Below are 26,239 nucleotides of genomic sequence, written 5' to 3'. Positions count from 1 at the left end.
GGGTCGCCGCATTCCGTGATCGGGTTCGTCCGGTCAGGGAATGGGATCGATCGAGATTTTCTTGCCGTCCAGGCGCACCTGGGCCGGCTTGCCCAGCACCGTGTCGGGCAGCGGCACCTCGTTGGTCCGGTAGATGCCGGCCACGGCCACCAGCTGCGCTTCCATGCAGGTCGAGAAGATCCGCGCCTCGGTGTTGCCGCGCGCCCCGGCGATCGCCTTGCCGCGCAGCGGTGCGTACACGTGCACGTTGCCGTCGGCGATGACCTCGGCGCCGAAGCTCACCACGGCCGTCACCACCACGTCGCCGCCGCGTGCGTACACCTGCTGGCCAGAACGCAGCGGCTTGTCGATCAGCAGCGTGCCGTTGGCCGGCACCGGCACCTCGCGCACGATCTGCGGGGCTTCGGAGGCGGGGGGCTCGGCCGGCGGGGCCGGGGCGCGGGGCGCCGGGGCCGCTGGCATGGCCGCCACCGAGAGGCCGGCCGCGCGCGCGGCGGCGTGCTGGGCGTCGTTGCCGCCGCGCACCGCGATGGGCTGCGTCTGGTGGCGCGCCAGCAGGCCGCGCAGGGCGGCGAAGTCGATGTCGCCGTCGTCCTGCGCCTCCTGCAGCAGCGAGAGGTCGATCACCACCGGCTCCTGCTCGAAGAAGTCGGGCGAATCCGCAAGCTGGGCGTCGAGTGCCTCGGCCAGCACGTCCAGGTCGGACGTCTTGAGGATCACTGCGATCAGCGGCAGCGTGGCGCTCTTGAATTCGAAAACCGCCTTGGTGCGTGCGGCGGAGACATCGGCCATTGGGAAAACGTCGGTGCGAAAAGCGTTGGAGTCTAACGGGCGCGGGCCAAAGGCCGGTGAAGGCCCCCGGCTTCAGGCCCTCCGGAGAACACTTCTTTCATGAGGTTACCAAGCCAACCCCCAGGCTTGGCGGTACTTCGCACCGCTTCGCCAACCCCCTCGCAGGGGGCGATACCGGTGGCCCGGCAAAGCCGGTTCCACGGTATCCCTGGGAGGTTCGCCTTCGGCTCAGTTCTTCGAGCGGCCCAGCAGCGCGTAGAGAATGATGGCCCCGAAGGTCGCGCAGCCGATGCCGCCGAGGGCGAAGTCGCCGAACTTCAGCGTGAAGTCGCCCGTGCCGACGATCAGCGTGATGGCCGCGACGATCAGGTTCCTGTTCTGCGAGAAGTCGACCTTGTTGTCGACCCAGATCTTGGCGCCGGCAATGGCGATCAGGCCGAACACCACGATGCTCACGCCGCCCATCACCGGCAGCGGAATGGCCTGGATCAGCGCGCCGAACTTCGGGCTGAAGCCCAGCACCAGCGCGATGACGGCAGCCACCACGAACACGGCGGTGGAATAGATGCGCGTGGCCGCCATCACGCCGATGTTCTCGGCGTAGGTGGTCACGCCCGTGCCGCCCGCGGCGCCGCTCACCACCGTGGCGATGCCGTCGCCGATGAAGGCGCGGCCCATGTACGGGTCGAGGTTGCGGCCGGTCATGGCCGTCACCGCCTTCAGGTGGCCGAGGTTCTCCGCCACCAGGATGATCGCCACCGGTGCGATCAGCAGCATCGCGTTGGCCGTGAACACCGGCGTGGTGAAGGTCGGCAGGCCGAACCAGGCCGCGTTGGCGATGCCGCTCAAGTCCACCGGCTTGCCCATGCCCAGCCCGTTGGTCAGCGCCGCGTAGACCAGCGTGGCCAGGATCAGACCCACCAGGATCAGCAGGCGCTGCAGCATGCCGCGCGTGAACACCGCCACCAGGCCCACGCAGAGGAAGGTCACGGCCTGCATCCAGGCGTCGAAGTTGCCGGCCGCCATGTTCTTGACCGGCACGCTCGCCAGGTTGAGCCCGATCACCGCCACCACCGCGCCGGTGACCACCGGCGGCATGAAGCGCTCGATCCAGCCCGTGCCGACCGCCTGCACGATGGCCCCGATAAGGATGTAGACCACCCCGCAGGCCACGATGCCGCCCAGCGCCACCGCGATGTTGGCGTTGGGGCCCTTGCCCGCATAGCCGCTGGCCGCGATCACCACGCCGATGAAGGCGAAACTCGAGCCCAGGTAGCTGGGCACCTTGCCGCCGGTGACGAAATAGAAGATCAGCGTGCCGATGCCGCTCATCAGGATCGCGATGTTGGGGTTGAAGCCCATCAGGATCGGCGCCAGCACCGTGGCGCCGAACATCGCGATGACGTGCTGTACGCCCATGGCGCCGGTCTGCAGCCAGGGCAGCCGTTCGTCGGGCGCGATGACCGCGCCGTTGGCCAGCGCGGACGCGGGCCGTTCAGTCCAGTTGAACATTCTTCTATCTCCTCTTGTTGGGGTGTGTTGTGCGCGGGGGCCCGGAACGCTCCGGCTTTTCCCGGGGCGTGATTGTGGGCGATGAAAACCGCACTGAACACCGGCACGCACCCTGTGCCGGAGAAAGAAGGAAAGGGTGCGAGGGCGGCAGAGCCGCCGCGCTCAGCGCGGCTGCAGCACCGCCATCGTGATGCGCGACACGCAGGTCAGCTCGCCAGCCTCGTTGGTCAGATCGATCTGCCAGACCTGCGTGGTGCGGCCCCGGTGCACCGGCCGCGCGGTGCCGATGACCCAGCCGCTGGTGACGGAGCGGATGTGGTTGGCGTTGATGTCCAGGCCCACGGCGCGGTCGCCTTCGGGGGCGGAGTAGTGGGCGCCGCAGGAACCCAGCGTCTCGGCCAGCACCACCGACACGCCGCCGTGCAGGATGCCGTAGGGCTGGCGGGTGCGCTCGTCCACCGGGCAGCGGGCGCGGATGAAGTCGTCGCCCACCTCCAGGAACTCGATGCCCAGCGCCGACACGACGGTGCCCACGTGGTTGCTCGTCAGGGTCTCGACGGAGACCTCCTTCTTCCAGATACGCATTCGATGCCTCTTTCTTTCTTCCGGCCTGTAACAGTGGCCAAAACTATAGCGATGGCGGCTGACAAACCGAGTCGCCTTTGCGTGCTACCTTGCGCCGATGAAGCTCCCCCTGCGCCGCTGGCTCCTCGGCATCACTGCCGCATTGCTGCTGGGCGCGGGTGCGCTGGTGTGGGTGGTGAGCACGCGCCTGCCCACCGACGACGAGGTGGCCGCGAGGATCGCCGACACCTTCGAGAAGCGCTTCGGCGTGGCCCTGAAGGTGGGCGGCGCCCACTGGGAACTGTTCCCGGTGCCCATGCTGGTGCTGACCGACATCGCCACCGACCAGCCCAAGCCCATCACCCTGCGCCGCGTCAGCGCGCAGCTGCAGCTCGCGCCCTTGCTGCGGCGCGTGATCGCCGTGGACGAGATCGAGGTCGACGGCCTGGTGCTTCCGCGCGCCTCGGTACGGGCGTTCAGGGGCAAGGGGCCCAGGCCGCAGGAGGGCGGGGCGGGCGTCATCGCGCTGCCGGCGCCGTGGACGCTCGCGCCCGTTCCCGTGGAACAGGTGCGCTGGCGCGACGTGAGCTGGATCGACCGGCGTGACATCGCGCTGGCCTACGACGGCGACATCCGCTTCGACCCCGGCTGGCGCCCGCGCCAGGCCCGCATCGAGCGCGCCGGCACCCCTTCGCCCGTGCGCCTGCGGCTGGACCGCCAGGCCGGGCAGGACCGCTGGCGCACCCGCATCGACGTGGGCGGCGGCACCTGGAACGGCGTCTCCCGCCTGGAGACGCTGCCCGACGGCAAGCTGCAGCTCTCGGCCGACCTGGAGCCGCGCCAGATCGACATCGAGAGCCTGGTGCAGGCCTTCGGCCGTCGCACCTCGGTGGCCGGCAGGTTCTCGGGCACGACCACGCTCTCGGCGGAGGCCGCAAGCGCCGAGGAACTGGGCGCGCTGGTCCGCAGCCTGCACACCCGCACCACCTTCTCGGTGCAGCCCGCCACGCTCACGAAGCTGGACGTGGCCAAGGCCGTCACCACCGCCGGCATCAGCCGCGGCGGCACCACCAGGCTGGACGAGCTCACCGGCACCCTCGATACCCAGGGCACCGAGGACGGCGTGGTCATGCAGTACAGCAACCTCAAGGCCCGCTCGGGCGTGCTCACGGCCAGCGGCAACCTCAACGTGTTCAACCGCAGGCTCGACGGCGAGATCGCGGTCGACCTCGTCGACGGCGTGGTCGGCGTGCCGCTGAAGCTGGGCGGCACCATGAGCGACCCCGAGCTCTCGCTGACCGGCGCTGCGCTCACCGGCGCGGCCATCGGCAGCGCGGTGCTGCCGGGTGTCGGCACGGCCATCGGCGCGCGCGTGGGCCAGCAGGTGGAAAAGCTGTTCGGTACCGACAAGCCGAAAGCGAAACCCACAAAGCCCATGAAGCCGACTGAGCCCGCCGCCGGACCGAAGCAGGTCGCGCCGCGGCATTGACGAAGGCGGCACTCCTCTTCAGGGCCTGCCGAACTCGCCGTGGCGCCCCGCGCCGCCGGCAAAGCGCGCCGCGCCGGCCTGGCCCTCGGCGAAGACCACCGGCACGCCCAGCGAGCCCTCGCGGCGCAGGGCCTCGGCCAGCGGCATGTCCCACTGCGCGTAGGCGGAGCGGCGATCGGCCAGCATGCATCGCTGCGGGAAGGCAGCGAGTTCGCGTGCCAATTGCTGTGCGGCGGCCAGTGCGCCGCCAGGCGGCGTCACGCGGTTGACCAGGCCCATCGCCAGCGCCTCGGACGCGCCCACCGCGCGGCCCGTGAGGATCATGTCGAGCGCGCGCCCCATGCCCACTATGCGCGGCAGCCGCACCGTGCCGCCGTCGATCAGCGGCACGCCCCAGCGGCGGCAGAACACGCCGAAGACGGCGTCCTCGTCGGCCACGCGCAGGTCGGCCAGCAGCGCGAGCTCGAGGCCGCCGGCCACCGCGAAGCCGTTCACCGCCGCGATCAGCGGCTTCGACAGCGCCATGCGCGTCGGCCCCATCGGACCACTGCCGCCGCCCTCGGGGTCGAGCTCGTTGCGGCGGGCCGGGTCGCCCACGGCGGAGAGGTCGGCGCCCGCGCAGAAGTGGCCGCCGGCGCCGGTCAGCACCGCGACGCGCAACGCATCTTCGGCCTCGAAGCGGCCGAAGGCCTCCCGAAGTTCGGCCGCCACCAGGCCGTCGACCGCATTGCGCTTGTCGGGCCGGTTCAGGGTGATGGTGCAGACGGCGCCATCTGTGTCGTAGCTCACGTACTGCATGGCCATGCGCGCATCCTTCCGGGGCAAAATTACATGTTCGATCGCCCACGATGATCGTAGGAAATATTTCTCTCGCCCGCAAACATGGACAAAGTATGTAATGTGCCGGTCGCCGTACCCAGCGCGCCCGACCTGATCCTCGACCTGCTGGTGGCCGACGGCGGCACGCTGAGCGCCCAGGCGCTGTGCCGCGCGGGCGCACTCATGGGCATCGGCGAATCGACGCTGCGCGTGGGCCTGACCCGGCTCACGGCCGAGGGCAAGATCGCGCGCGGCGAGCGCGGCAGCTACATGCTCGACCGCAAGGGCGCGGCGCTGTCTCGCACCGTCGACGCCTGGCACAGCCGGCAGGCGCAGACCGTGGCATGGAAGGGCGACTGGCTCGCGGTGCACGACGCCGGCGTGCCGCGTGCCGACAAGACCGCGTGGCGCCACCATGCGCTCGCGCTGTCGCTGCGAGGGTTCGCCGCGCTGCACCCGGGCCTGCACGTGCGGCCCGACAACCTCTCGGGCGGTCTCGCGGCCGAGCGCAAGCAGCTGGCGGCGCTCGGCCTGTCTTCCGACGCGCTGGTGTTCCGCATCGCCGACCTCGACGGCGCGGCGCAGGCAGCGGCGCGCAAGCTCTGGAACGTGCGCGCCATGGAGGCCGACTACCGTCGCCTGCAGGCCGGCGTGGAGCGCAGCGGAAAGCGGCTCGCCACCCAGAAGCTGGAGACCGCGACGCGCGAGTCGCTGCTGCTGGGCCGCGCCGTGATCGGCCACCTCATCCGCGACCCGCTGCTGCCGGCCGAGCTCATGTCGCCCAAGCCGCGCGCCGCGCTGCTCGCCGCCACCCGGCGCTACCAGGACAAGGCGCTGGTGCTGTGGCGCAAGTGGCTGGCGCAGCCGTAGCTGCGCGCGGGCTTCAGTTTTTCGGCCGCACCACCTCTACGTCGCCCGGCGAGCGCGCGTGCAGCCGCTCGACCTCTGCCGCGCGCCGCGCGAGCACGGCGCGCTGGTTGATGTAGCCCTTGTCGGTGATCTCGCCGGCGTCGAGGCTCGGCGGCTCCGACAGCACCAGCGCGCAGGCGGGGCACTGCGAAGAGCCCGCGCCCTCGTCGCGCAGCGATCGCATCACGGCGGCGATGCGCTCGCCCAGTGCCTGCGGTGCAAGCGCGGCGCCCTGGGGGCTCGCGAAGACCAGCATGCCGATCTCGTCGCGGTCGTGGCCGGTGAGCACGATGTCCTGCACGTGTGGCGCGAGCATCGACACCAGCTTCACGCGCAGCGTGCCCACCGACACCCAGGTGCCGGTGGAGAGCTTGAAGTCTTCCGCCACGCGCCCGTTGAAGATCACGCCCTGCGCGGGCTGCGAAGGCTCGGTCAGGAAGCCGGCGTCGCCGATGCGGTAGTAGCCTTCTTCGTCGAAGGCCTGCGCCGTTTCGCGCGGTGCGTCGCGGTAGCCGGGAAACACGGACACGCCCTTGACGCGCATCTCCAGCTTCTCGCCGTTGGGCACGAACTTCAGCTCCAGGCCCGGCAGCGGTGCGCCGATGCAGCCGGCGCCGTCGAGCTTCCAGTGCGCGGAGGTGATGGCGGGCGATGTCTCTGTCGCGCCCCACGAGGTGGTCAGCCACAGAGGCCGTTCGGGGCGCACGCGCCGGGCCACCGCCTCGAGCCTCTGCCAGGTGGAGGGCGCGAGCGCCGCCGCCGCATAGAAGGCGAGGCGCAGCCGCGAGAACACCTCGGCCGCCAGCGCATCGTCGGCCTCCAGGAACGGCAGCAGCATGTCGAAGCCGCGCGGCACGTTGAACAGCAGCGTGGGCTTCACCTCGCGCAGGTTGCGCACCGTCTTCTCGATCAGCCCGGGCGCGGGCCGGCCCTCGTCGATGTAGAGGGCGCCGCCATGGCACAGCACCATGTGCAGGTTGTGGTTGGCGCCGAAGGTGTGGCTCCAGGGCAGCCAGTCGACCAGCACCGGCTTCTCCTGCGAAAGGAAGCGCCAGGTCTGCGCCATCATCTGCTGGTTGGCGCACAGCATGCGGTGCGTGTTGATGACGACCTTGGGCTTGCCGGTGGAGCCGGAGGTCAGCAGGTACTTGGCGTGCGTGTCGGGCAGCACGTTGGCGAAGGCCTGCATGACGGCGGGCGTCTCCTTCGCCGCGAGCAGGCTGTCGAAGGCCAGCGCGCCCGGATGCGCATCGGCGTTGCGGCTGAACACCGTGACCGCCTCGACGCCGCAGTCTGCGAGCGAGCCGCCGTAGACCCGGGCGTCGGACGCATAGATCAGCGCGGGCTTCAGCGCCTGCAGCATGCCGTGCAGCCGCGACGGGTCCTTCGCCATGCGCGAGTAGGCGCTGGAGAGCGAGCACGCGGTGCGACCGACGTGCATGGCCGCGAGCATCAGCACCGCGTGGTCTATGGCGTTGTCCGAGAGGATCACCACCGGCTGGTCGGGCGGCAGGTCCAGGTCGAGCAGTGCCTGCGCCACAGAGCCCACAGCCTGGCGCAGCGCACGGTAGTCGAGCCTTCGCCAGCCATCGCCGTTCTCGTCGCGCTCCGCGAACGCCAGAGCATCGGGCGTTTCGCTCGCCCAGCGTTCGATCCATTCGCCGATGCAGCGCGCATACGGCTTCAACGTCATCGGCGAACGCAGTGCGAAGGAGCCGTCGTCGAAGTCGATGCGCACCGTGCGGGGTGGGGCGATCAGGGTTTCGTCGTGGAGGAAGTCGGTCATTTGTGTTTTCCGGGTTTGTTCTTGGGAAGTGCACAGGCCACCGGGTACTCCCCTCCGCGAATGTCCCCCGGCCTGCGGCCTCCTCCTTTATTTCGCTGCGGGGAGCACCCGGTGCCCTGTGCACAACGAGCGCGGTTCTCGTGCTGGCCGATCAACGACTGCTCTGTACAACGATCACGACGATGGGGTGCCTTGCGCAGCGAAATAAAGGAGGAGGGCGAAGCCCGGGGGACATTCGCGGAGCAAGGTACCCCGTCGGCGTGAGCGAGCCCCGAACAAACCGCTCACTGCACGACAAGAGCCAAGCAAGGCCTCGACCTATTCAAGCTTGCCGCTATCAGCCTTCGAGCGGATCAGGTTTAACAGCAGGGTGTCGCGCACAACTTCAAGGTCCGCCGTGCGGCGTTGCCCCAGCTCCTCGTCCACACCTTCCTTCACCTTCTGCTTCAGCTCCGCCGTCATCGACGGCGCCCCCAGGTCTTTCCACCAGTCCTCGATCGGCCCGCCCAGGTGCGCCAGCACATGCTCGATGCCGCCCGCGCCACCCGACAGGTGCAGATTCATGAACGGCCCCATCACCGCCCAGCGGAGGCCGGGCCCGTGCGCGATGGCTGTGTCGATGTCGGCCACGCTGGCCACGCCCTGGTCGACGAGGTGGAAGGCCTCGCGCCACAGCGCCGCCTGCAGCCGGTTCGCGATGTGGCCCTTCACCTCGCGCTTCACGTGGATCGGCCGCTTGCCGATGGCCGCATAGAAGGCCATGGTGCGCTCGATGGCCTCGGCCGAGGTCTGCTCGCCGCCGATCACCTCCACCAGCGGGATCAGGTGCGGCGGGTTGAACGGATGCCCCAGCACCACGCGCTGCGGATGCGCGCAGCCCGATTGCACACCGCTGATCGCGAGGCCGGAGGAGCTCGATGCGAGGATCGTCTCCGGCGGCGCGGCCGCGTCCATGCGGCGGAACAGGTCGATCTTGAAGTCCATGCGCTCGGGGCCGTTCTCCTGGACGAAGTCGGCCACCGAGACGGCGTCTTCCAGGCTGTCGTGGAAGCGCAGGCGCTCGATGGAGGCACCCGCTGCGAGGCCGAAGCGCTCCAGCGTGGGCCAGTGCCGCGCCACGGCTTCGCGCAGCCGTTCTTCCGCACCGGGCGAGGGGTCGGTCGCGTTCACGTCGAGACCGTGCGCGAGGAAGTGCGCGACCCAGCTCGCGCCGATCACGCCGGTGCCGACCACCGCCACGCGCTGGATGTCCGTGGATGTGCTCATGTCGATTTCCACCGCGCGCAGCGGCTCTCAGCCTTCGTCGTCCATGCGGCCTCGCCGCGGATCGGCTCGACCACCTTGTAGTAGTCCCAGGGCTCCTTCGACTCGGCCGGCGTCTTCACCTGCATCAGTTGCATGTCGTGCACCATCAGCCCGTCTTCGCGCAGCCAGCCGCCCTTGACGAACATGTCGTTGAACTTCGTCTTGCGCAGCTGGGCCATCACCTTGTCGGCGTCGTCGCTGCCTGCGGCCTTCACCGCCTGCAGGTACTGCAGCGCGGCCGAGTAGTCGCCGGCATGGAAGGAGGAGGGCATGCGCTTGTGCCTGTCGAAGAAGCGGCGTGCCCATTCGCGCGACTCGGGGCTCTGGTTCCAGTACCAGCTGTCGGTGAGGTACATGCCCTGCGACGCCTTCAGGCCCAGCGCGTGAACGTCGTTGATGGTGATGATCATGCCGGCCAGCTTCATGTTCCTGCCGATGCCGAACTCCGCCGCCGACTTGATCGCGTTGACCGTGTCGCCGCCCGCGTTGGCCAGCGCCAGCACCTGGGCCTTCGAGCCCTGCGCCTGCAGCATGAACGACGAGAAATCGCTCGCGCCCAGCGGGTGCTTCACCGAGCCCGCCACCGTGCCGCCGGCAGCCTGCACCGTCTTCGTGGCGTCTGCCTGCAGCGCCGCGCCGAAGGCGTAGTCGGCCGTCACGAAGTACCAGCTCTTGCCGCCGGCCTTGGCCACCGCGCTCGCGGTGCCGCGCGCCATGGCCACCGTATCGTAGGCGTAGTGCACCGTGTAGGGCGAGCAGTATTCGTTGGTGAGGCCCGAGGCGCCCGAGCCCACCACGAAGTAGGGCTTCTTCTTGTCGGCCGCCACGCCCGCCATGGCGATGGCCGCACCCGAGTTGACGCCGCCGATCAGCATGTCGACCTTCTGCACGTCGAACCACTCGCGTGCCTTGGCAGCGGCGATGTTGGGCTTGTTCTGGTGATCGGCCGTGACCAGCTCGATCTTCCTGCCGTCGATGGCGCCGCCCATGTCGGCGATGGCCATGCGGATCGCCTCCGCGCCGGCCGGGCCGTCGTAGTCGCGGTAGATGCCCGACATGTCGCTGATGAAGCCGATGCGGATCACGTCGTCCGACACCTGCGCCGAGGCGCCCGTCGCCGTGAAGGCCGCACCGAGCGCCGCTGCGAGGGCGCTGCGGGAAAGCTTGCTCATGTATCCGTCTCCGTCTCTCTTCTGTTTGTCGCCCGCCTTCAGCCCAGTGCGAACTCGGGCCTCGGCGTGCCCACCCGCGGCAGGCCCATCATCTGCCGCGCCTCGGCGGGCGTGGCCACTTCCATGTCGAGCTCGCGGATCACGCGCACGATGCGCTCGGTGAGCTGCACGTTGGTGGCCAGCTCGCCGTGGCGGAAGTAGAGGTTGTCTTCCAGGCCCACGCGCGCATGGCCGCCCAGCAGCAGCGCCGCCACGTTGGCCTCCAGCTGCGAGGGGCCGATGCCGCTCACGCAGAAGATGCTGCCCCTGGGCAGCGTGTCGACCATCATCTGCAGGAAGCGCGGCGAATACGGCATCGCGTTCTGGAAGTTGCGGTGCACATTCATCACCAGGTTGATGAAGTAGGGCTCGTCGTCGTGGCCCTCGCCGATCAGCGTGGTCGTGTCCTGCAGGATGTGCGTGGGGCTGAACACCTCCCACTCGGGCTTGATGCCGCGCGCCTTCATGCCGGCGGCCAGCTCGCGCCCGCGCGTGATGGGCGTGTCCATCAGGATCTGCTTGCCCTCGAAGCTCAGGTTGAGCGTGGTCGCGTCGAGCGTGCACATCTCGGCGCCGGCGTCCATGCCCTTGATGCGCTCCTCCCACGCGATCTCCCAGCGGTCGCCGGCCAGCGGCTTCACCATGTCGCCGTGCACGCCGCCGCCGGTGGAGTTGTTGATGACGATGTCGCTGCCGCCCGCGCGGATGCGGCTGTTGATGTCGCGGTACACCTCGGCGTCGCAGGTGGCGCCGTCGTCGGGCCGGCGTGCGTGGATGGCGACCACGCTGGCGCCGGCGTTCCAGCAGCGCAGCACGTCGGCCGCGATCTCTGCGGGCTGGGTGGGGAGGTGGGGGTTCTGCGACTTGTGCGCCATGCCGCCGGTGGGGGCGATGGTCACGATCACTTTGCGCTTCGACATGCTCGGGGGCTCCTGGTGTCTGTCATGGGCGCGCAATTATTTTTTTGAGCAGCGTCCCCACTCAGTCATCGCGACGACATTCGGGCTCAGGGTTTACGCTGCGCCACCGGCTAAAGTCGCCCCAGCGCCATCTGCCTTCCGTCCCATGCCCACGAACAAGCCGGCCCCCAAGGCGGCCTCGCTCACGATTGCCCAGCTGCTGCAGAGCTCGGCCTGGTTCCCCCTGCTCGACGTGAGCGCGGGCGAACGCGTGCTCGACGAGATGCGCGAGGTCGAGGTGGCGCCCGGTGCCGCGCTGTGCCGGCGCGGCGACACGCCTCTGCACTGGTACGGCACGCTCGAGGGCCTGCTCAAGTGGTCGATCACGTCGAGCGACGGTCGCTCCGTGACCTTCGGCGGCCTTTCGGTCGGCAGCTGGTTCGGCGAAGGCACGCTGCTGCGCGCGCTGCCGCGCTCGGCCGACATCATCGCGCTGCGGCCCAGCCGGGTGGCGGCGCTGCCGCTGGAAACCTTCGAATGGCTGCACCGCACGCAGCGCGGCTTCGACCACTTCCTGCTGCAGCAGATCAACGAGCGGCTGCACTGGTTCATGGGCAACTACGCGGCGCATCGCCTGCTCGACGCCGACAGCCAGGTCGCCCGCGCGCTCGCGGGGCTGTTCCACCCGTGGCTGCACCCGGGCAGCGAGCCGCACCTGCAGACCTCGCAGGAAGAGATCGCGAACCTCTCGGGCGTCTCGCGCCAGCGCTGCAATGCGGCGCTGAACCGGCTGAAGGAAGCGGGCTTTCTTCGGATCGAGTACGGGGGAATCACCGTGATCGACCTCGAAGGGCTGCGGCGGTTCATCGAGTAAGGAGCGAAATGCAGGAGGAGCTTTCATGACCATGCCTTGGCCCCTGTTTCTCCTGCTGCTGAAGCTCCTGGGCCGCCGTCGCCGCTTCGAGAGCATCGAAGGGCTGCGCGCGGCCGTGGAGCGCGACCGCAAGACCGCGAGCGCCGAGCCGCCGGCGTCGGTGCGCAAGCGCTGCGCGATCGGCAGGCGCCAGGTGGGCGGCCATTATTGCTACACCCTCGCGCCGCTTGCCGGCGCGGGACCGGTGCAGCTCCTTTACCTGCACGGCGGTGCGCACGTGGCCGAGATCTCGCCGTTCCACTGGCGCCTGCTGGCGGAATTCGCCGAGACCACGGGCTGTGTCGCGCACGTGCCGATCTTTCCGCTCGCGCCCGAGCACACCTACCGGCTTGCCTACGCGATGGTGAACGAGATCTACCGTGGGCTGGCTGCCGCGCATGACCCCCGGCAGCTGGTGCTGATGGGCGATTCGGCGGGCGGCGGCCTCGCGCTCGCGCTGGCCCAAGGCTTTGCCGCGCTGGGCCTGCCGCAGCCGCGCGACATCGTGCTGATTTCGCCCTGGCTCGACCTCACGGTGTCGAACCCCGCGATTCCGGCACTCGAAGCCGACGATCCGTGGCTGGCCCGCCCCGGACTGGAGGAAGCGGGGCGGTGGTGGGCCGGCGGCGAAGATCCGGGCCTGCCGCACCTGAGCCCCGTGCACGGTCCGCTGCAGGGGCTGGGCAGGCTCACCGTGTTCATCGGAACGCGCGACCTGCTGCTGGCGGATTGCCGGGCGCTGCGCGATCGGGCCGCGGCGCAGGGCGTGCATGTCGAGATGCACGAGGCTCCCGGCATGGTCCATGTCTGGCCGCTGCTGCCGGTGAGGCAGGCGATGGCGGCGCGCGCCGCTATCGCGGGGATCGTGCGGGGCCGGGACTGACCCGGTCAGCGCACGTGGTGCGACGGCGCCCGCTCGTACACCGGCGTGTCGATGCCTTCCATGCGCGCCTTCAGCTGCAGCGCGAGAAACTGCGAGTAGTGCCGCGACTGGTGCAGGTTGCCGCCGTGGAACCAGAGGTTGTCGACCTGCGTCGGCTTCCACATGTTGCGCAGCTCGCCTTCCCAGGGCCCCGGGTCCTTCGGTGTCTCGGAGCCCAGCCCCCAGCACTTGCCGACCTTGTCGGCGATCTCCGGCGAGATCAGGTCGGCGAGCCAGCCGTTCATCGAGCCGTAGCCGGTGGCATAGACCAGCAGGTCGGCGGGCAGCTCGGTGCCGTCGGTCAGCGTGACCGAGCGCTCGTTCACCCGCTCGATGTTCACGCCGCTCTTCAGGTGGATGCTGCCGTTGGCCACCAGCTCGGAGGCGCCCACGTCGATGTAGTAGCCCGAGCCGCGCCGCAGGTACTTCATGAAGAGGCCCGAGCCGTCGGCGCCGAAGTCGAGCATGAAGCCCGCCTTCTCCAGCCGCGCGTACAGGTCGGCGTCGCGCTTCTTCATCTCCTCGTACACCGGGATGTGGAAGGTGTGCATGATCTTGTAGGGCACCGACGCGAAGATCAGGTCGGCCTTGTGGTGGTCGATGCCGTTCTTCACCGCCTGCTCGGAGTAGAGCCCGCCCAGCGCCAGTTCCATCAGCGACTGCGAGGGCGCGATGTGCGTTGACGAGCGCTGGATCATCGTCACGTCGGCGCCGTGCTCCCACAGGGCGGCGCAGATGTCGTGCGCCGAGTTGTTGGAGCCCAGCACCACGCACTTCTTGCCGGCATAGGCCTCCGGCCCGGGGTGCTGGCTGGAGTGGTGCTGCTCGCCCTTGAAGTTCTCCGCGCCCGCGATCTTCGGCACGTTCGGATAGCCCGACACGCCCAGCGCGAACACCAGCTGCCTCGGCCGCAGCACCACCGGCTTGCCCTCGCGCTCCACCGTCACCTCCCAGCGCTGCGAGGCCTCGTCGAAGCGCGCCTTCTTCGCGGTGGTGGAGCTCCAGTAGTTGAGCTCCATGATCTTCGTGTACATCTCCAGCCAGTCGCCGATCTTGTCCTTGGGCGCGAACACCGGCCAGTCGTCGGGGAAGGGCATGTAGGGCAGGTGGTCGTACCAGACCGGGTCGTGCAGGCACAGCGACTTGTAGCGCCTGCGCCAGGAGTCCCCGGCCTTCGCATTGCGCTCCACGATGATCGCCGGCACGCCCAGCCGCCGCAGCCGCGCACCCAGCGCGATGCCGCCCTGGCCGCCGCCGATGATCACCACCTCGGGCTGCTCGGTGTAGCCCAGCGTGGACTCCTCATCGCGGCGCCTCTCCAGCCAGGTCTTGCGGCCCTTGTGCACGCCGTGCTCCGCGCCCTTGATGCGGTTCTCGCCCGTCTTCTCCTCGAAGCCCTTCAGCTCGGTCATGGTGGTGAGCAGCGTCCAGGCCTTGCCGTTGCGCAGCCGCAGATGGCCCCGGCCGCGCGCCACGCGCGTCTCGAAGGTGAACCACGCGTCGACCACGCCGTCGGCCTCGGTCGCCTCGCCTTCCACCGCGAAGGCCGTGGGCTGCACGTCGGCCAGCCGCGCCTGCAGCATCGCGCGGATGGCATCGGGGCCTTCCTGCGTGCGGATGTTCCAGGTGAAGGCGACGAGGTCGCGCCAGAAGCTGTCGGCCTCGAACAGCGAGACGGCCGCGTCGATGTCGTTGCGTGCAAGCGCGGCGGCGAAGTCGGCGAGCCATTGGGCCGCGGCCCGGGTGGGGGCGGTGGTGGGGTCTGTCATTGCGTGTCTCCGTTGCGTCGTTGATGGATGCGCGGCGCCTTTGGGGGCGGCGCGGCATGCGTTGCGCAGCTTTCGTGCCGCGCGCGGGGCGACGATGGATCAATGACTTGCGCGGGGTTTTGTCTCAGTGCGTGCATCCCGTCTCGGTCGCAGTGCGACTGTCCTGCGACACGTCGAGACGCGTCATTCAGGCAAAGAAGACTTTGGAACTAATTTTGAGCAGGGTGACTTGAACCTGGCCGAACAAATGTGGCGTCGATCCGACTTTCCGTAGGCCTTTTATCTTCGTAAACAAAGGTTGTCGCTACATTCGAAGTGCCCCGGCGTCGCCGGAGTGCATCGATCAATACAAATCCAGAGGGACAGAGAGATGAGGAGAAGCATTGGCACCGCGTTCACCGCGGCCATGGTGGTTGGTCTTGCCGGTTGCGGCGGTGGTGGGGGCGGAGGAGGAGGCGGCGTTCCGCTGCTGCCGATCGCGGTTGCGCCGGCGCCAGCGCCGGCACCTGCACCGCAAACTCCGGCCGCGCCGGAGTTGAAGCTCACCGTCGAGATCGGCGGCAGCGCGGCCAGCCCGGACGGTTCGGGCAACTACGTCGTCGTGCCGGGGCAGTTGGTGGTGGTCAAGGCGAGCGACAGCGCGGCATGGCTCGGCAGTTCTCAAAGCACCGGCACGACCCGTACCGATGTCGACACCACCACGACGCAATGGGCTTCACGCTTTGCCAATTCGAGCAAGTCGGCGGCCGGCAGCTACAAGCTCGTGGCCAATGCGTCGGAGAACCGCTCGAAGGAACTGAACTTCACTGTCAAGACTGGCACGTATGGCAACGGTGAATACATGGTCTTCGCGGGCAACGGCTCACGCCAGAAACTCAGCCTCGATCTCGACAATGCAACCTATAGCCTGACTGACGCAGCGGGCGACACGACGTCGGGAACGATGACGCCACTCACGACGCCGCCCGACGCCAACTGGCAGATTCAGAGCAGTCGAATGACCGTCACCAATGCGTCCTCTTTATGGATATCGGGCGACAGCATCGTTGGCGGCTTTCCCTTCGCAAAACCGTTCTCGGCGCCGGTGTCATATGCCGAATCCGCCTTTTTCGCGACGCGGGCGCTGGTCCTGACACAAAGCAAATTGGACGGCACCTACGACCGGGCTCGCATCGAAGTCTCGGCCTCCGGCGGCGAATCGGCCATTGCCCAGATCCAGATTTCAGGCGGCGGAACTGTGATGAAGCAGTGCGTCGACCAGATCATTTATCGGATCGAGCTTTGCCCCACAGCCAAGCTGGTCACCAGCAAGGTCGAAGCAGACACGGAGGCGGGCATGTGGCGACTGAAAGACCCGACTGACGGAACATTGCTTGGAAAATTTGCAATCGCCAATGTAGAAGGCGACAAGATCTACCTCAGCGCGGGCACGTCGCCTGCCAATGGCAACCAGGTTCTTGCCATCGGCGTGCCCGCGGCTGCCGACTTCAATGCTTTCAGCAGCCAAGCATGGTCCACGAGCGGTACCTTGGATATGGTGATCGTTTCCCCAGCGGGCTATCAGCTAGCCAACCCGATCTCCACTCTCACGCTGAGCAGCCTTGGTTCTTCGTCTCCACTTGGCATGCGAGCAGCACAGTCCGGCGCGGATCTCTACTTCGCCATGCGCTCGAAGCGACTCGAGTTGCTGATCGGCGGGCGCAGTCCTTCGCCGAAGGCTGGCTTCTTGCATATGGGTTTCGTCTATAGAGAAAACTGATCGGTCGATTGAAGACCCGTACGCTGTCGCGGGCGTACGGGCTTCTCGCCTCGGTGCTTCGACGCATGTGAGGCGTTGCGTCAAGCTTCGTATCGTTGCGGATCGAGACTTCCGTCCGCTACCCGCGGCGCGGCGCCACGATGCCCAGCCGCTTCATGTGCCGATAGGCGGTCGCGCGGCTCACGCCGAGTTCGTCGGCCGCGCGCGCGACATGCCAGCGGTGGCGCTTCAGCATGTCGAGCAGGCGGTCGGCCTCGGCGGCGGCATCTTCGCCGGCCTCTTCGATGCGCATCTTGTCGTTGGCCGCGATTTCCGCGCGAGGCTGCAGCTGCAGATCCTGCGCGCTCACGCTCGCCCCGCTGCACAGCGCCAACGCCAGCCGCAACACATTGCGCAGCTCTCGCAGATTCCCCGGCCAGTCATGCGCCAGCAGTCTCCGCATCGCCTCTTCCGACAGCCGCGCCGGCGAAGACATCGCCGCGGCCTCCTCGTTGAACATGCCCTCGATCAGGTAGCGCATGTCGCCGCGCTCGCGCAGCGGCGGCAGCTTCAGCACCGCGCCGCACAGGCGGTAGTAGAGGTCCTCGCGAAAACGCCCCGAGGCCACCAGCCCGGGCAGGTGCCGGTGCGTGGCTGCCACCACCGCAATGTCGACCCGCTGCGGCGACTCTGCGCCCAGCGGCAGCACCTCGCCTTCGGACAGCACGCGCAGCAGCCGCGTCTGCAGCGCCATCGGCATGTCGCCGATCTCGTCGAGGAACAGCGTGCCCCGGTCGGCCTGCGCGATCAGGCCCTTCATGCCCTTGGCGCGGCCGCCGGTGAAGCTGCCGGGCGTGTAGCCGAACAGCTCGCTCTCGATGAGCGAATCGGGGATGGCCGCGCAGTTCACCGCCACGAAGGGCATCGCCGCGCGGCTGCTCGCGCCGTGCAGCGCGCGGGCCAGTACCTCTTTGCCGCTGCCGGTCTCGCCCTCGACCAGCACGTGGATGCCGCGGTCCACCAGCCGGCGTGCCTGCGCGAGGAGCTTCTGCATCTGCGGATCGTCGCCCGCGATGCGTTCCAGCGGCGGCAGCCGATCGCCCGGACGTGCCGACGGCGATGCCGGCGCGACAGCCGCTGCGGCCGTCGCCGCCGGCCTGCGCACCCGCGGCGCCAGCAGCGACGCGTGGTACTCGCCGCCGCCCGGCAGCAGCACCGTGTGCGCGAAGGGCATGGCCGATGCGCCGCCGTTGCCGATGCGCCAGATGGCATCCATCGGCATGTGCAGCCATTCAGATATCGCGCTGCCCAGCGCGCGTCCGGCAAAGGCCTGCCGCGCGCCGCCGTTCGCGCCCACCACGGTGCCGCCCTCGTCGAAGGCCAGCATCACCTCGCCCGCCACATCGACGAGGCCGAAGGCGCTGCCCAGCCGCAGGATCCAGTGGCCGCGGAAGCTGCGCAGGAAGTCGGCGTCCTCGATCATCCGTGCGTAGATGGCCACCAGGTGCCGCACGAGATGCTGGCTCTCCCTGGCCTCCGGCGAGCGCAGCGCCGACACGTCGAGGATCGCCGTGAGCTTGCCGCTGTGGTCGAACAGCGGCGCGGTGGTGCAGGTCAGCGCGATGTGCGTGGCGTCGAAGTGCTCGGTCTGGTGGCAGGTCATCGGCTGGCGCTCCACCAGGCAGGTGCCCACGCCGCAGGTGCCCGCATGCGCCTCGTTCCAGTCCGCGCCCAGGTAGAGGCCGGCCTTGCGCAGCTGGTCGTCCCACGCGGGGTTGCCGATGTAGTCGACGGTGATGCCTTCGGCGTCCGTCAGCAGCACCATGTAGCCCAGGTCGGCCACGCGGCGGTAGATGTCTTCCATGCCCGCGCGCGCGGCGCGCAGGAAGTGCTCCAGCTGCTGCTGGTGCGCGCGCACCTCCTGCGCCGGCAGGATGCGCGCCGGCGTCGGCTTCGACGGATCGAGCCCATGGTCGCGCACGCAGCGCGCCCACGACTTGTGGACCAGGCTCTGCGCCGGATCGGCCACCAGCGCGGTACCGGTGGCGATGGAGTAGACGTTGTCGATGTGGCGCGATTGCAGGGACGTCATGCGCAGCCTCGCGAGTGGAGGGGAATGGGGTGCGCACGGCCAGGCCGGGGCCGTGCAGCCGTCCATCATTCGGCTGTCGCGCTGTCGCAGGACAGAGGTGAAACCCGGTGGAACGGACGTGTTACTCCCGCTCACAGCGGCGGTACGCGCCTGCCTTTGGGTCGCTCAGACGCCCAGCAACTCCTCCAGCGCATGGGGCTCGGCGAGCAGGTCCGCCGAGGCACCGTGCCGCACGATCTGGCCCTTCTCCATCACTACCGCGAGATCGGTGTTCGCGAGCACCTTGCGGTAGTCGCGGTCGACGATCAGCGTGGCGATGCCCGTCGCGCGGATCTCGCCGATCACGCGCCAGATCTCGGCCACGATCAGCGGTGCGAGGCCTTCGGTGGCCTCGTCGAGGATCAGCAGGCGCGGGTTGGTCATGAGCGCGCGGCCGATCGAGAGCATCTGCTGCTCGCCGCCCGACAGCTGCTGGCCGCCGTGCGACAGCCGCTCCGACAGGCGCGGGAAGGTCGCCATGACGCGGTCGAAGGTCCATTCGCGGCGGCCGTCGATGCCGGCTCGCTCGCTCATCACGAGGTTCTCGCGCACCGACAGGTTCGGGAAGATGCCGCGCCCTTCGGGCACGTAGCCGATGCCCAGGCGCGCCATCTTCTCGGGCGGCAGGCCGGTGACGGTGCGGCCGTCGACCTGCACTTCGCCCGACGCGGGGCGCACGTAGCCCATCATGGTGCGGATCAGCGTGGTCTTGCCCATGCCGTTGCGCCCGAGCAGGCCGACCGAGGTGGCCGCCGGAACGCCCGCATGCACGCCGCGCAGGATGTGGCTGTTGCCGTAGTAGGTGTTGAGGTCTCGGACGATGAGCATGTCAGTGGCCTCCCGCCGGTCCGCCCCAAGGGAGGCCGGCGCCCCCTCGGAGGGCAGCGAATACACGAAGTGATGAGCGTGGGGGCATCAGTGGTCTTCTCCGAGGTAGGCGGTGCGGACTTCGGGGTTCTCGCGGATCTCCGCCGGGTTGCCGGTCGCGATGACGGTGCCGTTCACCATCACCGTGATGCGATCGGCGATGCGGAAGACCGCGTCCATGTCGTGCTCCACCAGCAGGATCGCGTGCGTTGCCTTCAGCCGCGCGAGCAGCGTGAGCATGCGGTCGGTTTCCTCGGCACCCATGCCGGCGAGGGGCTCGTCCAGCAGCAGCACGCGCGGATTGGTGGCCAGGCACATCGCCACCTCGAGCTGGCGCTGCGCGCCGTGGCTCATGGTGCCGGCGATGCGCTGTGCCTCGTGCGCGAGGCCGGCGGCTTCGAGCGCCGCGTCAGCCGATGCGCTGCTGGTGGCGCAGCCGCGCGACGACTGCCAGAAGGCCCAGGGCCTGGGCGTCGCGGCCTGTGCGGCCAGCCGGCAGTTCTCATGCACGCTGAACTCCGGGAAGATGGTCGTGCGCTGGTAGCTGCGGCCCACGCCGTCGCGCGCGCGCTTCCATTGCGCGCGGCCGGTGATGTCCACGCCGTCGAGCGCGATGCGGCCTTCGCTCGCCTCGATCTCGCCCGAGAGCATGTTGATCAGCGTCGACTTGCCGGCGCCGTTGGTGCCGATCACGGCGTGCACCTCGCCCACGTGCAGGTCGAGCGTGACGGCGTTGACTGCGGTGAGGCCGCCGAAGCGACGGGTGAGCTTGTCGACGGAGAGCAGTGCGGTCATGGTCTTGCTCCTTCCCACTTTGGGGGAAGGTGGGGATGGGGGCAGGCAGGGCGCTCGATGGAGGCTCCGCGTGCCCCCACCCCGGCCCTCCCCCAGCGGGGGAGGGAGGAAGTCGGCGTGCAAGTCATGCAGCCCCCTTCGGCGACAGGCGTTGGACGAGACCGATCAGACCCTTGGGCAGCAGCGCCACGAACACGATGATCGTGAGCCCCAGCGTCAGCTGCCAGTGGTCGGCCAGCGGGCCCATCACCGCGTGCGTGGAGAAGATCTCCTTGAGCAGCGTGAACGCCACCGCGCCAATCACCGCGCCGCGCAGGTGTCCCAGGCCGCCCAGGATCACCATCAGCAGCACCTCGCCCGAGTTGTGCCAGGCCATCAGCTCCGGATTGACCACGCCGTCGCGCGAGGCCAGCAGGAAGCCCGCGAGCCCGGCCAATGCGCCGGCCAGCACGAAGGCCGCGAGCTTGTAGCCGTACACCGCGAAGCCGGCGGCGCGCATGCGCTGCTCGTTCACGCGGATGCCCGCGAGCGCCGCGCCGAAGCGCGAGCGCCGGATGAGCGCCAGCAGCGCGTAGGTGAACACCAGCGACGCCAGCACCACGTAGAACAGCACCGTGCGGTTCTCCATGTCGAGCGCGCCGATGGCGGGCCGCACGTACATGTAGATGCCGTCGCTGCCGCCGCCGACCTTGGTGTCGTGGAAGACGAAGAAGGCCATCTGCGCGAAGGCCAGCGTCACCATGATGAAGTAGACGCCGCGCGTGCGCAGGCTCAACGCGCCGACGAAGAGCGCGTAGAGCGCGGCCGCGCCCATGGACAGCGGCAGCAGCAGCGCGAAGTTGCCGCCCTCGTTGCCCGAGGCCAGCACGGTGACGTATGCGCCGATGCCGTAGAACGCCGCGTGGCCCAGGCTCACGAGGCCGGTCATGCCCACCAGCAACTCCAGGCTCAGCGCGAAGATCGAGAGGATCATCACCTTCACGATGAAGTCCGATGCGTAGTTGCCCATGAACGGGCCGGCGACGCCGATGGCGACCGCGCAGGCCACGGGCAGCAGGAATGCGCCGCGCTTCATGGCTGTCATGGCCGCCTCCCCATCAGCCCCTCGGGCTTCCAGATCAGCACGATGGCCATCAGCAGGTAGATGCCGATGCCGGCGAGGTCGGCGAAGAACACCTTGCCGAAGGTGTCGACGAAGCCCACCAGCAGCGAGGCCACCAGCGCACCGGTGATCGAGCCGATGCCGCCGATCACCACCAGCACGAAGCAGATGATGAGCACGCTCGCGCCCATGTTGGGATACACGGAAGACATCGGCGCGGCGATCATGCCGGCCAGCGCCGCGAGCGCCACGCCGGCGGCGAACACGATGCGGTAGAGCCGCTTCACGTCGATGCCCAGCCCGCGCACCATGTCGCGGTTGCTCGCGCCGGCGCGGATCATCATGCCCAGTCGCGTGCGGTTCACCACCCAGTACAGGCCCACGGCCAGCACGATGCAGGCGGCCGATGCGAAGAGGCGGTACCACGGATAGCTCATCACGCTGCCCAGCGCGAAGCTGCCGTCGAGCCACGCGGGCACCTTCACGCCGTGCACGTCGTTGCCCACCAGGATGGAGCGCAGCTCCTCGAACACCAGGATCAGCCCGTAGGTCATCAGCACCTGCTGCAGGTGGTCGCGCTGGTAGAGGTAGCTGAAGAAGGCCCATTCGAGCAGGTAGCCGAACACGGCCGCCAGCACCACGCCGGCCACCAGCATCAGCAAGAACTGGTCGCCGAACAGCGGCGCGAGCGAGAACGCCATGTACGCGCCGATCATGTAGAAGCTCCCGTGGGCAAGGTTGATGACGCCCATGATCCCGAAGATCAGCGTCAGCCCCGAGGCCACGAGGAAGAGAAGCAGTCCGTACTGAACCGAGTTCAGGCACTGGACCAGGAAGGTTCCGAAATCCACGAGGAGGTTCTCTCTGGGCGGGATCGTTGTTCAATGGGAGTGCACTGCGCGGGACACCGCGGAACCGGCTTCGCCGGGCCGCAGGTGTCGCCCCCTGCAAGGGGGTTGGCGCAGCACACGAAGTGAGCGAAGCCTGGGGGTGTACCTATCTACATCCTGCAGCCGCGAGCGGGGTCGGCCAGGCCCTTGATCGCGGTGCTCACCAGCTTGTTCTCCTTGCCCTCCACCTTGCGCAGATAGATGTCCTGCACCGGGTTGTGGGCCTTGCTCACGGTGAAGGTGCCGCGCGGGCTGTCGATCTTCGCCTTCTCGACGGCGGCCGCGAATTCGGCCTTCTTCGAGATGTCGCCCTTGGTCGCGTTCAGGCCCACGCCCAGCATCTGCGCCGCGTCGTAGCCCTGCACCGCGTACACGTCGGGCTGCAGCTTGAACGACTTGGCGTACGCCACGCGGAAGGCGTTGTCGCGTGCGGTGTTCAGGCCGTCGGCGTAGTGCAGCGTGGTGAGCATGCCCTGGGCCGATTCGCCCTGCGCGTCGAGCGTGCCGTCGGTCAGGAAGCCGGGGCCGTACAGCGGAATGGTCTTGTTCAGGCCCGCGGCCTGGTAGTCCTTGACGAACTTCACCGCGCCGCCGCCGGCGAAGAAGGCGTACACCGCATCGGGCTTGGCCGCCGCGATCTCGGTCAGCAGCGCCTGGAACTCCACGTTGGGGAAGGGCAGGGTGAGCTGCTTCTCGACCTTGCCGCCGTTCTTCTCGAAGCCTTCCTTGAAGCCGTTGACCGACTCGTCGCCCGCCGCGTACTTCCAGGTGATGGTCATCGCCTTCTTCTTGCCCTGCTGCTTGGCCGCCACCTCGCCCATGGCGTAGGCCGGCTGCCAGTTGCTGAACGAGCTGCGGAAGATGTTGGGCGCGCACATCGGGCCGGTGACGGCGTCGGCGCCGGCGTTGGGCACGATCAGCACGGTGCCGCTTTCCTTGGCGGCCTTGGCCATGGCCATCGCTACGCCCGAATGCACCGTGCCGACGATCACGTCGACGTTGTCGCGCTTGATGAGCTTGTTGACGTTGTCGGTGGCCTTGGCCGGATCGGATTCGTCGTCGACCTTGAAGTACTCGATCTCGCGGCCGGCGAGCTTGCCGCCCTGCTCGTCGACGTAGAGCTTGAAGCCGTTCTCGATGGCCACGCCCAGTGCGGTGTAGGTGCCGCTGTAGGGCAGCATCAGGCCGACCTTGAGCTTGCCTGTGCCTTGGGCGCCTGCAGCCGACGCGAGCGCGGCGAAGGCGATGGCCGTGAGGGCCAGGCGGGCGGTGCGGATTGTCATGGTGTCTGTCTCCTGTTTTTGGTGATGAAGGAAGTGGCCGCGACGATGACACGATCCGGCTGATCGCGATGCGGGGAATGCCCGCATTCAGGGATTTCGAGCAGCTCGCAACCACCGACGCGCGCGGCGATGCCGCGGATCTGCGCGAGGGTGCCGTACTCGTCGTCGATGCCCTGCACGGCGAGCACGGGGCAGCGGATGGTGTCGAGTTCGCGCTCGATATTCCAGTCGCGAAATGGCGGATGCAGCCAGATGCGGTTCCAGCCCCAGAAGGCCGAGTCGGCGCTGTCGTGGTAGCGGCCCAGCTTCTGCGGCAGGTCGGTGTCGAGGTAGGCGGTGCGCGCGTTCTCGATGTTCGCCACCGTCACGTCCTCCACGAAGATGTGCGGCGCCAGCACCACGAGGCCCGCCACCTTGTCCGGAAAGCGCGAGGCGTACAGCAGCGAGATCGAACCGCCGTCGCTGTGGCCGAAGAGCCAGGGCTTGCGGTCGCCGAGGCCGAGCGCGGCGAAGAGCGCGGGCAGCACCTCGTGCGCCTGGCGGTGCATGAAGTCGACGTCCCAGATCTCGTCGTTCGCGCGCGGCGTCGAACGGCCGTAGCCGGGGCGCGAGAACACGAGGCCGCTCACGCCGGCGGCTTCGCACAGCCGCGCGGGGAAGTCCTTCCACATCGCGACGGAGCCCAGGCCTTCGTGCAGGAAGACGACGAGCGGGGCGTCGGTGCGCTCGGGGGCGATCCACTGGCATTCGATGCGCACCTCGCGGTTGCGCCAGATGATGTCTGCGAACTCCGTGCTCATGAGGTCGCTGCCGGCTGTTGCTCCTTCCCCCTCTGGGGGAAGGCCGGGATGGGGGCAAGCGGCGCTCGCAGGGGCCGTGTCTGCGTGGAGGCCGATGGCCTCACCCCGGCCCTCCCCCAGCGGGGGAGGGGGAAAGACGGAGACGGCGCGCGCATCACGATTGCCTTTCCTTCTCACGCAACCTGAACCGCTGGATCTTCCCGGTCGCCGTCTTCGGCAGCTCGGCCACGAACTCCAGGAAGCGCGGGTACTTGTAGGGTGCCAGCCGCTCCTTGACGAAGGCCTTGAGCTCGTCCTCGGTGGCCGCGCCGCCGTCCTTCAGCACGACGAAGGCCTTGGTCTTGGTCAGGCCGTCGGCGTCTTCCTTGCCGATCACAGCCGCCTCGAGCACGGCCGGGTGCTGCATCAGCGTGGCCTCGACCTCGAAGGGCGAGACGTAGATGCCGCTGACCTTGAGCATGTCGTCGCTGCGCCCGGCGTAGGTGTAGTAACCGTCGGCGTCGCGGGTGTACTTGTCGCCGCTCTTGGTCCAGCCGCCCTGGAAGGTCTCGCGCGACTTCTCGCGGTTGGCCCAGTACATCAGCGCCGAGCTGGGGCCGCGGATGTAGAGGTCGCCCACCTCGCCGTCGGGCACGGGGCGGCCGTCCTCGCCGCGCAGCTCGACCTCGTAGCCTTCCACCGGCCGGCCGGTGGTGCCGTAGCGCACGTCGCCGGGGCGGTTGGAGATGAAGATGTGCAGCATCTCAGTCGAGCCGATGCCGTCGATGATCTCGCAGCCGAAGTGCGTCTTGAAGCGTTGCGCGATCTCGCCGGGCAGCGCCTCGCCGGCCGATGAACACATGCGCAGCGCCACCGCTTCGCGCGCGGGCAGCTTCGGCGACGCGAGCATGCCGGCAAAGCCCGTTGGCGCGCCGAAGAACACGGTCGGTCTGTGCTCCGTCCAGCGGCGGAAGGTGGCATCGGGCGTGGGGCGCTCGGCCATCAGCACCACGGTGGCGCCCACCGAGAGCGGGAAGGTCAGCGCATTGCCCAGCCCGTACGCGAAGTACATCTTGGCGGCGGAGAAGCAGACGTCGTCTTCGGTGAGGCCGAGCACCGGCTTGCCATAGAGCTCGGCCGTCCACCACAGGTTGGCGTGCGTGTGGACCGTGCCCTTGGGCTTGCCGGTGGAGCCGGAGGAATACAGCCAGAAGCCCGGGTCGTCCGATGCGGTGGTCACGGGCGATGCCAGCGGTTCGACGGCGGCGAGCGCGGCGTCGAATTCCTGCGCGCCTTCGGGCAGGGCGCCGGTGGGTTGCGAGACGAAGAGAGCGCGCACCTCGTGCCCGCCGCGCGACATCGCCTCCTGCAGCGTCGGCAGCAGCGCGCCCGAGACCAGCACCGCCTGAGCGCGGCTGTGGTCGAGCATGTAGGCGTAGTCGTCGGGCGTGAGCAGCGTGTTCACTGCCACCGGCACCACGCCGGCATATAGGCTGCCGAGGAAACTCACGGGCCAGTCGTTGCCGTCGAGCATCAGCAGCAGCACCCGCTCCTCGCGCCGGATGCCGGCGGCCCGCAGCGCGGCGGCCAGGCGGCGCGAACGCTCCTCGAGCTGGCCGTAGCTCATGGTGCCGCGGTCGTCGATGTAGGCGGTGCGCGCGGCGCGTTCGCGGTTGAGCTCGAACAGGTGTCCGGCGAAGTTGAATCGTGGGGGCAGGGTCATGGTCTTGTCTCCTTCAGCCTTGCGTGTTCTTGTTTTTTTCT

22 protein-coding genes are annotated in these 26,239 nt (G+C 68.7%); 5 read left to right on the top strand and 17 right to left on the bottom strand.

What is annotated here, in order from left to right; genetic code table 11:
- Window positions 1-33: 33 nt before the first annotated feature.
- The 3 genes from minC to FHY06_RS18360 all read right to left on the bottom strand — a co-directional run bounded on the left by minC (window position 34) and on the right by FHY06_RS18360 (window position 2,889).
- Window positions 34-792, bottom strand: a complete 759-nt coding sequence (gene minC, locus FHY06_RS18370; RefSeq protein WP_019653577.1) for a septum site-determining protein MinC — start codon at window positions 790-792, stop codon at window positions 34-36.
- 228 nt (window positions 793-1,020) lie between these two features.
- The gene (locus FHY06_RS18365; RefSeq protein ID WP_184605975.1) at window positions 1,021-2,304 is read right to left on the bottom strand and encodes a solute carrier family 23 protein; all 1,284 of its coding nucleotides are present in this window, start codon (window positions 2,302-2,304) and stop codon (window positions 1,021-1,023) included.
- 162 nt (window positions 2,305-2,466) lie between these two features.
- Window positions 2,467-2,889 carry a hotdog fold thioesterase gene (locus tag FHY06_RS18360; protein WP_019653575.1) on the bottom strand — a complete coding sequence of 141 codons (423 nt, stop codon included), beginning with the start codon at window positions 2,887-2,889 and terminating at the stop codon, window positions 2,467-2,469.
- Between the two features lie 97 nt (window positions 2,890-2,986).
- Here FHY06_RS18360 and FHY06_RS18355 point away from each other — a divergent pair, with 97 nt between their 5' ends.
- Window positions 2,987-4,357: a hypothetical protein gene (locus FHY06_RS18355; protein ID WP_184605974.1), complete on the top strand. Its 1,371-nt coding sequence runs from the start codon at window positions 2,987-2,989 to the stop codon at window positions 4,355-4,357.
- 18 nt (window positions 4,358-4,375) lie between these two features.
- On the opposite strand, the gene FHY06_RS18350 is transcribed toward FHY06_RS18355, so the two are convergent.
- Window positions 4,376-5,161 (bottom strand): crotonase/enoyl-CoA hydratase family protein, encoded by a 786-nt coding sequence (locus FHY06_RS18350; protein ID WP_260310512.1) that lies wholly within the window; start codon window positions 5,159-5,161, stop codon window positions 4,376-4,378.
- 78 nt (window positions 5,162-5,239) lie between these two features.
- Between FHY06_RS18350 and FHY06_RS18345 the strand changes: the two genes are divergently transcribed.
- Window positions 5,240-6,046 (top strand): PaaX family transcriptional regulator, encoded by an 807-nt coding sequence (locus FHY06_RS18345; protein WP_165924639.1) that lies wholly within the window; start codon window positions 5,240-5,242, stop codon window positions 6,044-6,046.
- A gap of 13 nt (window positions 6,047-6,059) precedes the next feature.
- Here the strand turns inward: FHY06_RS18345 and FHY06_RS18340 are convergent, their stop codons facing one another.
- The 4 genes from FHY06_RS18340 to FHY06_RS18325 form a co-directional block, all read right to left on the bottom strand.
- A complete protein-coding gene (locus FHY06_RS18340; protein ID WP_184605973.1) occupies window positions 6,060-7,871 on the bottom strand; it encodes a feruloyl-CoA synthase in 1,812 nt (603 codons plus the stop codon).
- Between the two features lie 318 nt (window positions 7,872-8,189).
- Window positions 8,190-9,137, bottom strand: a complete 948-nt coding sequence (locus FHY06_RS18335) for a 3-hydroxyacyl-CoA dehydrogenase NAD-binding domain-containing protein (protein WP_165924662.1) — start codon at window positions 9,135-9,137, stop codon at window positions 8,190-8,192.
- Entirely contained in the window at window positions 9,134-10,348 is a 1,215-nt protein-coding gene (locus FHY06_RS18330) for an ABC transporter substrate-binding protein (RefSeq protein ID WP_184605972.1), read from the bottom strand. Before FHY06_RS18330 ends, FHY06_RS18335 begins: the two co-directional genes overlap by 4 nt.
- Before the next feature lie 38 nt (window positions 10,349-10,386).
- Entirely contained in the window at window positions 10,387-11,307 is a 921-nt protein-coding gene (locus FHY06_RS18325) for a beta-keto acid cleavage family enzyme (protein WP_019653568.1), read from the bottom strand.
- A gap of 145 nt (window positions 11,308-11,452) precedes the next feature.
- Between FHY06_RS18325 and FHY06_RS18320 the strand changes: the two genes are divergently transcribed.
- Window positions 11,453-12,160: a Crp/Fnr family transcriptional regulator gene (locus FHY06_RS18320; RefSeq protein WP_019653567.1), complete on the top strand. Its 708-nt coding sequence runs from the start codon at window positions 11,453-11,455 to the stop codon at window positions 12,158-12,160.
- Between the two features lie 25 nt (window positions 12,161-12,185).
- Entirely contained in the window at window positions 12,186-13,082 is an 897-nt protein-coding gene (locus FHY06_RS18315) for an alpha/beta hydrolase fold domain-containing protein (protein ID WP_184605971.1), read from the top strand.
- 5 nt (window positions 13,083-13,087) lie between these two features.
- Here the strand turns inward: FHY06_RS18315 and FHY06_RS18310 are convergent, their stop codons facing one another.
- Window positions 13,088-14,890 carry an NAD(P)/FAD-dependent oxidoreductase gene (locus FHY06_RS18310; protein WP_184605970.1) on the bottom strand — a complete coding sequence of 601 codons (1,803 nt, stop codon included), beginning with the start codon at window positions 14,888-14,890 and terminating at the stop codon, window positions 13,088-13,090.
- A 370-nt stretch (window positions 14,891-15,260) separates the two neighbouring features.
- Here FHY06_RS18310 and FHY06_RS34845 point away from each other — a divergent pair, with 370 nt between their 5' ends.
- Window positions 15,261-16,649 (top strand): hypothetical protein, encoded by a 1,389-nt coding sequence (locus FHY06_RS34845; RefSeq protein WP_260310511.1) that lies wholly within the window; start codon window positions 15,261-15,263, stop codon window positions 16,647-16,649.
- A 118-nt stretch (window positions 16,650-16,767) separates the two neighbouring features.
- Here FHY06_RS34845 and FHY06_RS18300 read toward each other — a convergent pair whose 3' ends face one another.
- The 8 genes from FHY06_RS18300 to FHY06_RS18265 form a co-directional block, all read right to left on the bottom strand.
- Window positions 16,768-18,720 (bottom strand): sigma-54-dependent Fis family transcriptional regulator, encoded by a 1,953-nt coding sequence (locus tag FHY06_RS18300; RefSeq protein WP_184605969.1) that lies wholly within the window; start codon window positions 18,718-18,720, stop codon window positions 16,768-16,770.
- 165 nt (window positions 18,721-18,885) lie between these two features.
- On the bottom strand, window positions 18,886-19,587 hold the full coding sequence (locus FHY06_RS18295; RefSeq protein ID WP_184605968.1) for an ABC transporter ATP-binding protein: 702 nt from the start codon (window positions 19,585-19,587) through the stop codon (window positions 18,886-18,888).
- A gap of 87 nt (window positions 19,588-19,674) precedes the next feature.
- Window positions 19,675-20,421 (bottom strand): ABC transporter ATP-binding protein, encoded by a 747-nt coding sequence (locus tag FHY06_RS18290; RefSeq protein ID WP_019653560.1) that lies wholly within the window; start codon window positions 20,419-20,421, stop codon window positions 19,675-19,677.
- Between the two features lie 124 nt (window positions 20,422-20,545).
- Window positions 20,546-21,505 (bottom strand): branched-chain amino acid ABC transporter permease, encoded by a 960-nt coding sequence (locus tag FHY06_RS18285; RefSeq protein WP_020723002.1) that lies wholly within the window; start codon window positions 21,503-21,505, stop codon window positions 20,546-20,548.
- Window positions 21,502-22,374 carry a branched-chain amino acid ABC transporter permease gene (locus FHY06_RS18280; protein ID WP_019653558.1) on the bottom strand — a complete coding sequence of 291 codons (873 nt, stop codon included), beginning with the start codon at window positions 22,372-22,374 and terminating at the stop codon, window positions 21,502-21,504. The genes FHY06_RS18285 and FHY06_RS18280 overlap by 4 nt, the downstream gene beginning before the upstream one ends.
- A 149-nt stretch (window positions 22,375-22,523) precedes the next feature.
- The gene (locus FHY06_RS18275) at window positions 22,524-23,696 is read right to left on the bottom strand and encodes an ABC transporter substrate-binding protein (RefSeq protein ID WP_126183530.1); all 1,173 of its coding nucleotides are present in this window, start codon (window positions 23,694-23,696) and stop codon (window positions 22,524-22,526) included.
- Window positions 23,693-24,496: an alpha/beta fold hydrolase gene (locus FHY06_RS18270; RefSeq protein WP_184605967.1), complete on the bottom strand. Its 804-nt coding sequence runs from the start codon at window positions 24,494-24,496 to the stop codon at window positions 23,693-23,695. Before FHY06_RS18270 ends, FHY06_RS18275 begins: the two co-directional genes overlap by 4 nt.
- 154 nt (window positions 24,497-24,650) lie before the next feature.
- Entirely contained in the window at window positions 24,651-26,198 is a 1,548-nt protein-coding gene (locus tag FHY06_RS18265) for a benzoate-CoA ligase family protein (RefSeq protein ID WP_019653555.1), read from the bottom strand.
- Window positions 26,199-26,239: the final 41 nt, after the last annotated feature.

Origin of the sequence: Variovorax atrisoli (assembly GCF_014195185.1) — a bacterium.
GTDB lineage: Bacteria > Pseudomonadota > Gammaproteobacteria > Burkholderiales > Burkholderiaceae_C > Variovorax > Variovorax atrisoli.
Note: the sequence above shows the minus strand (reverse complement) of the source record. Positions and strands in the feature narration are given on the sequence as shown.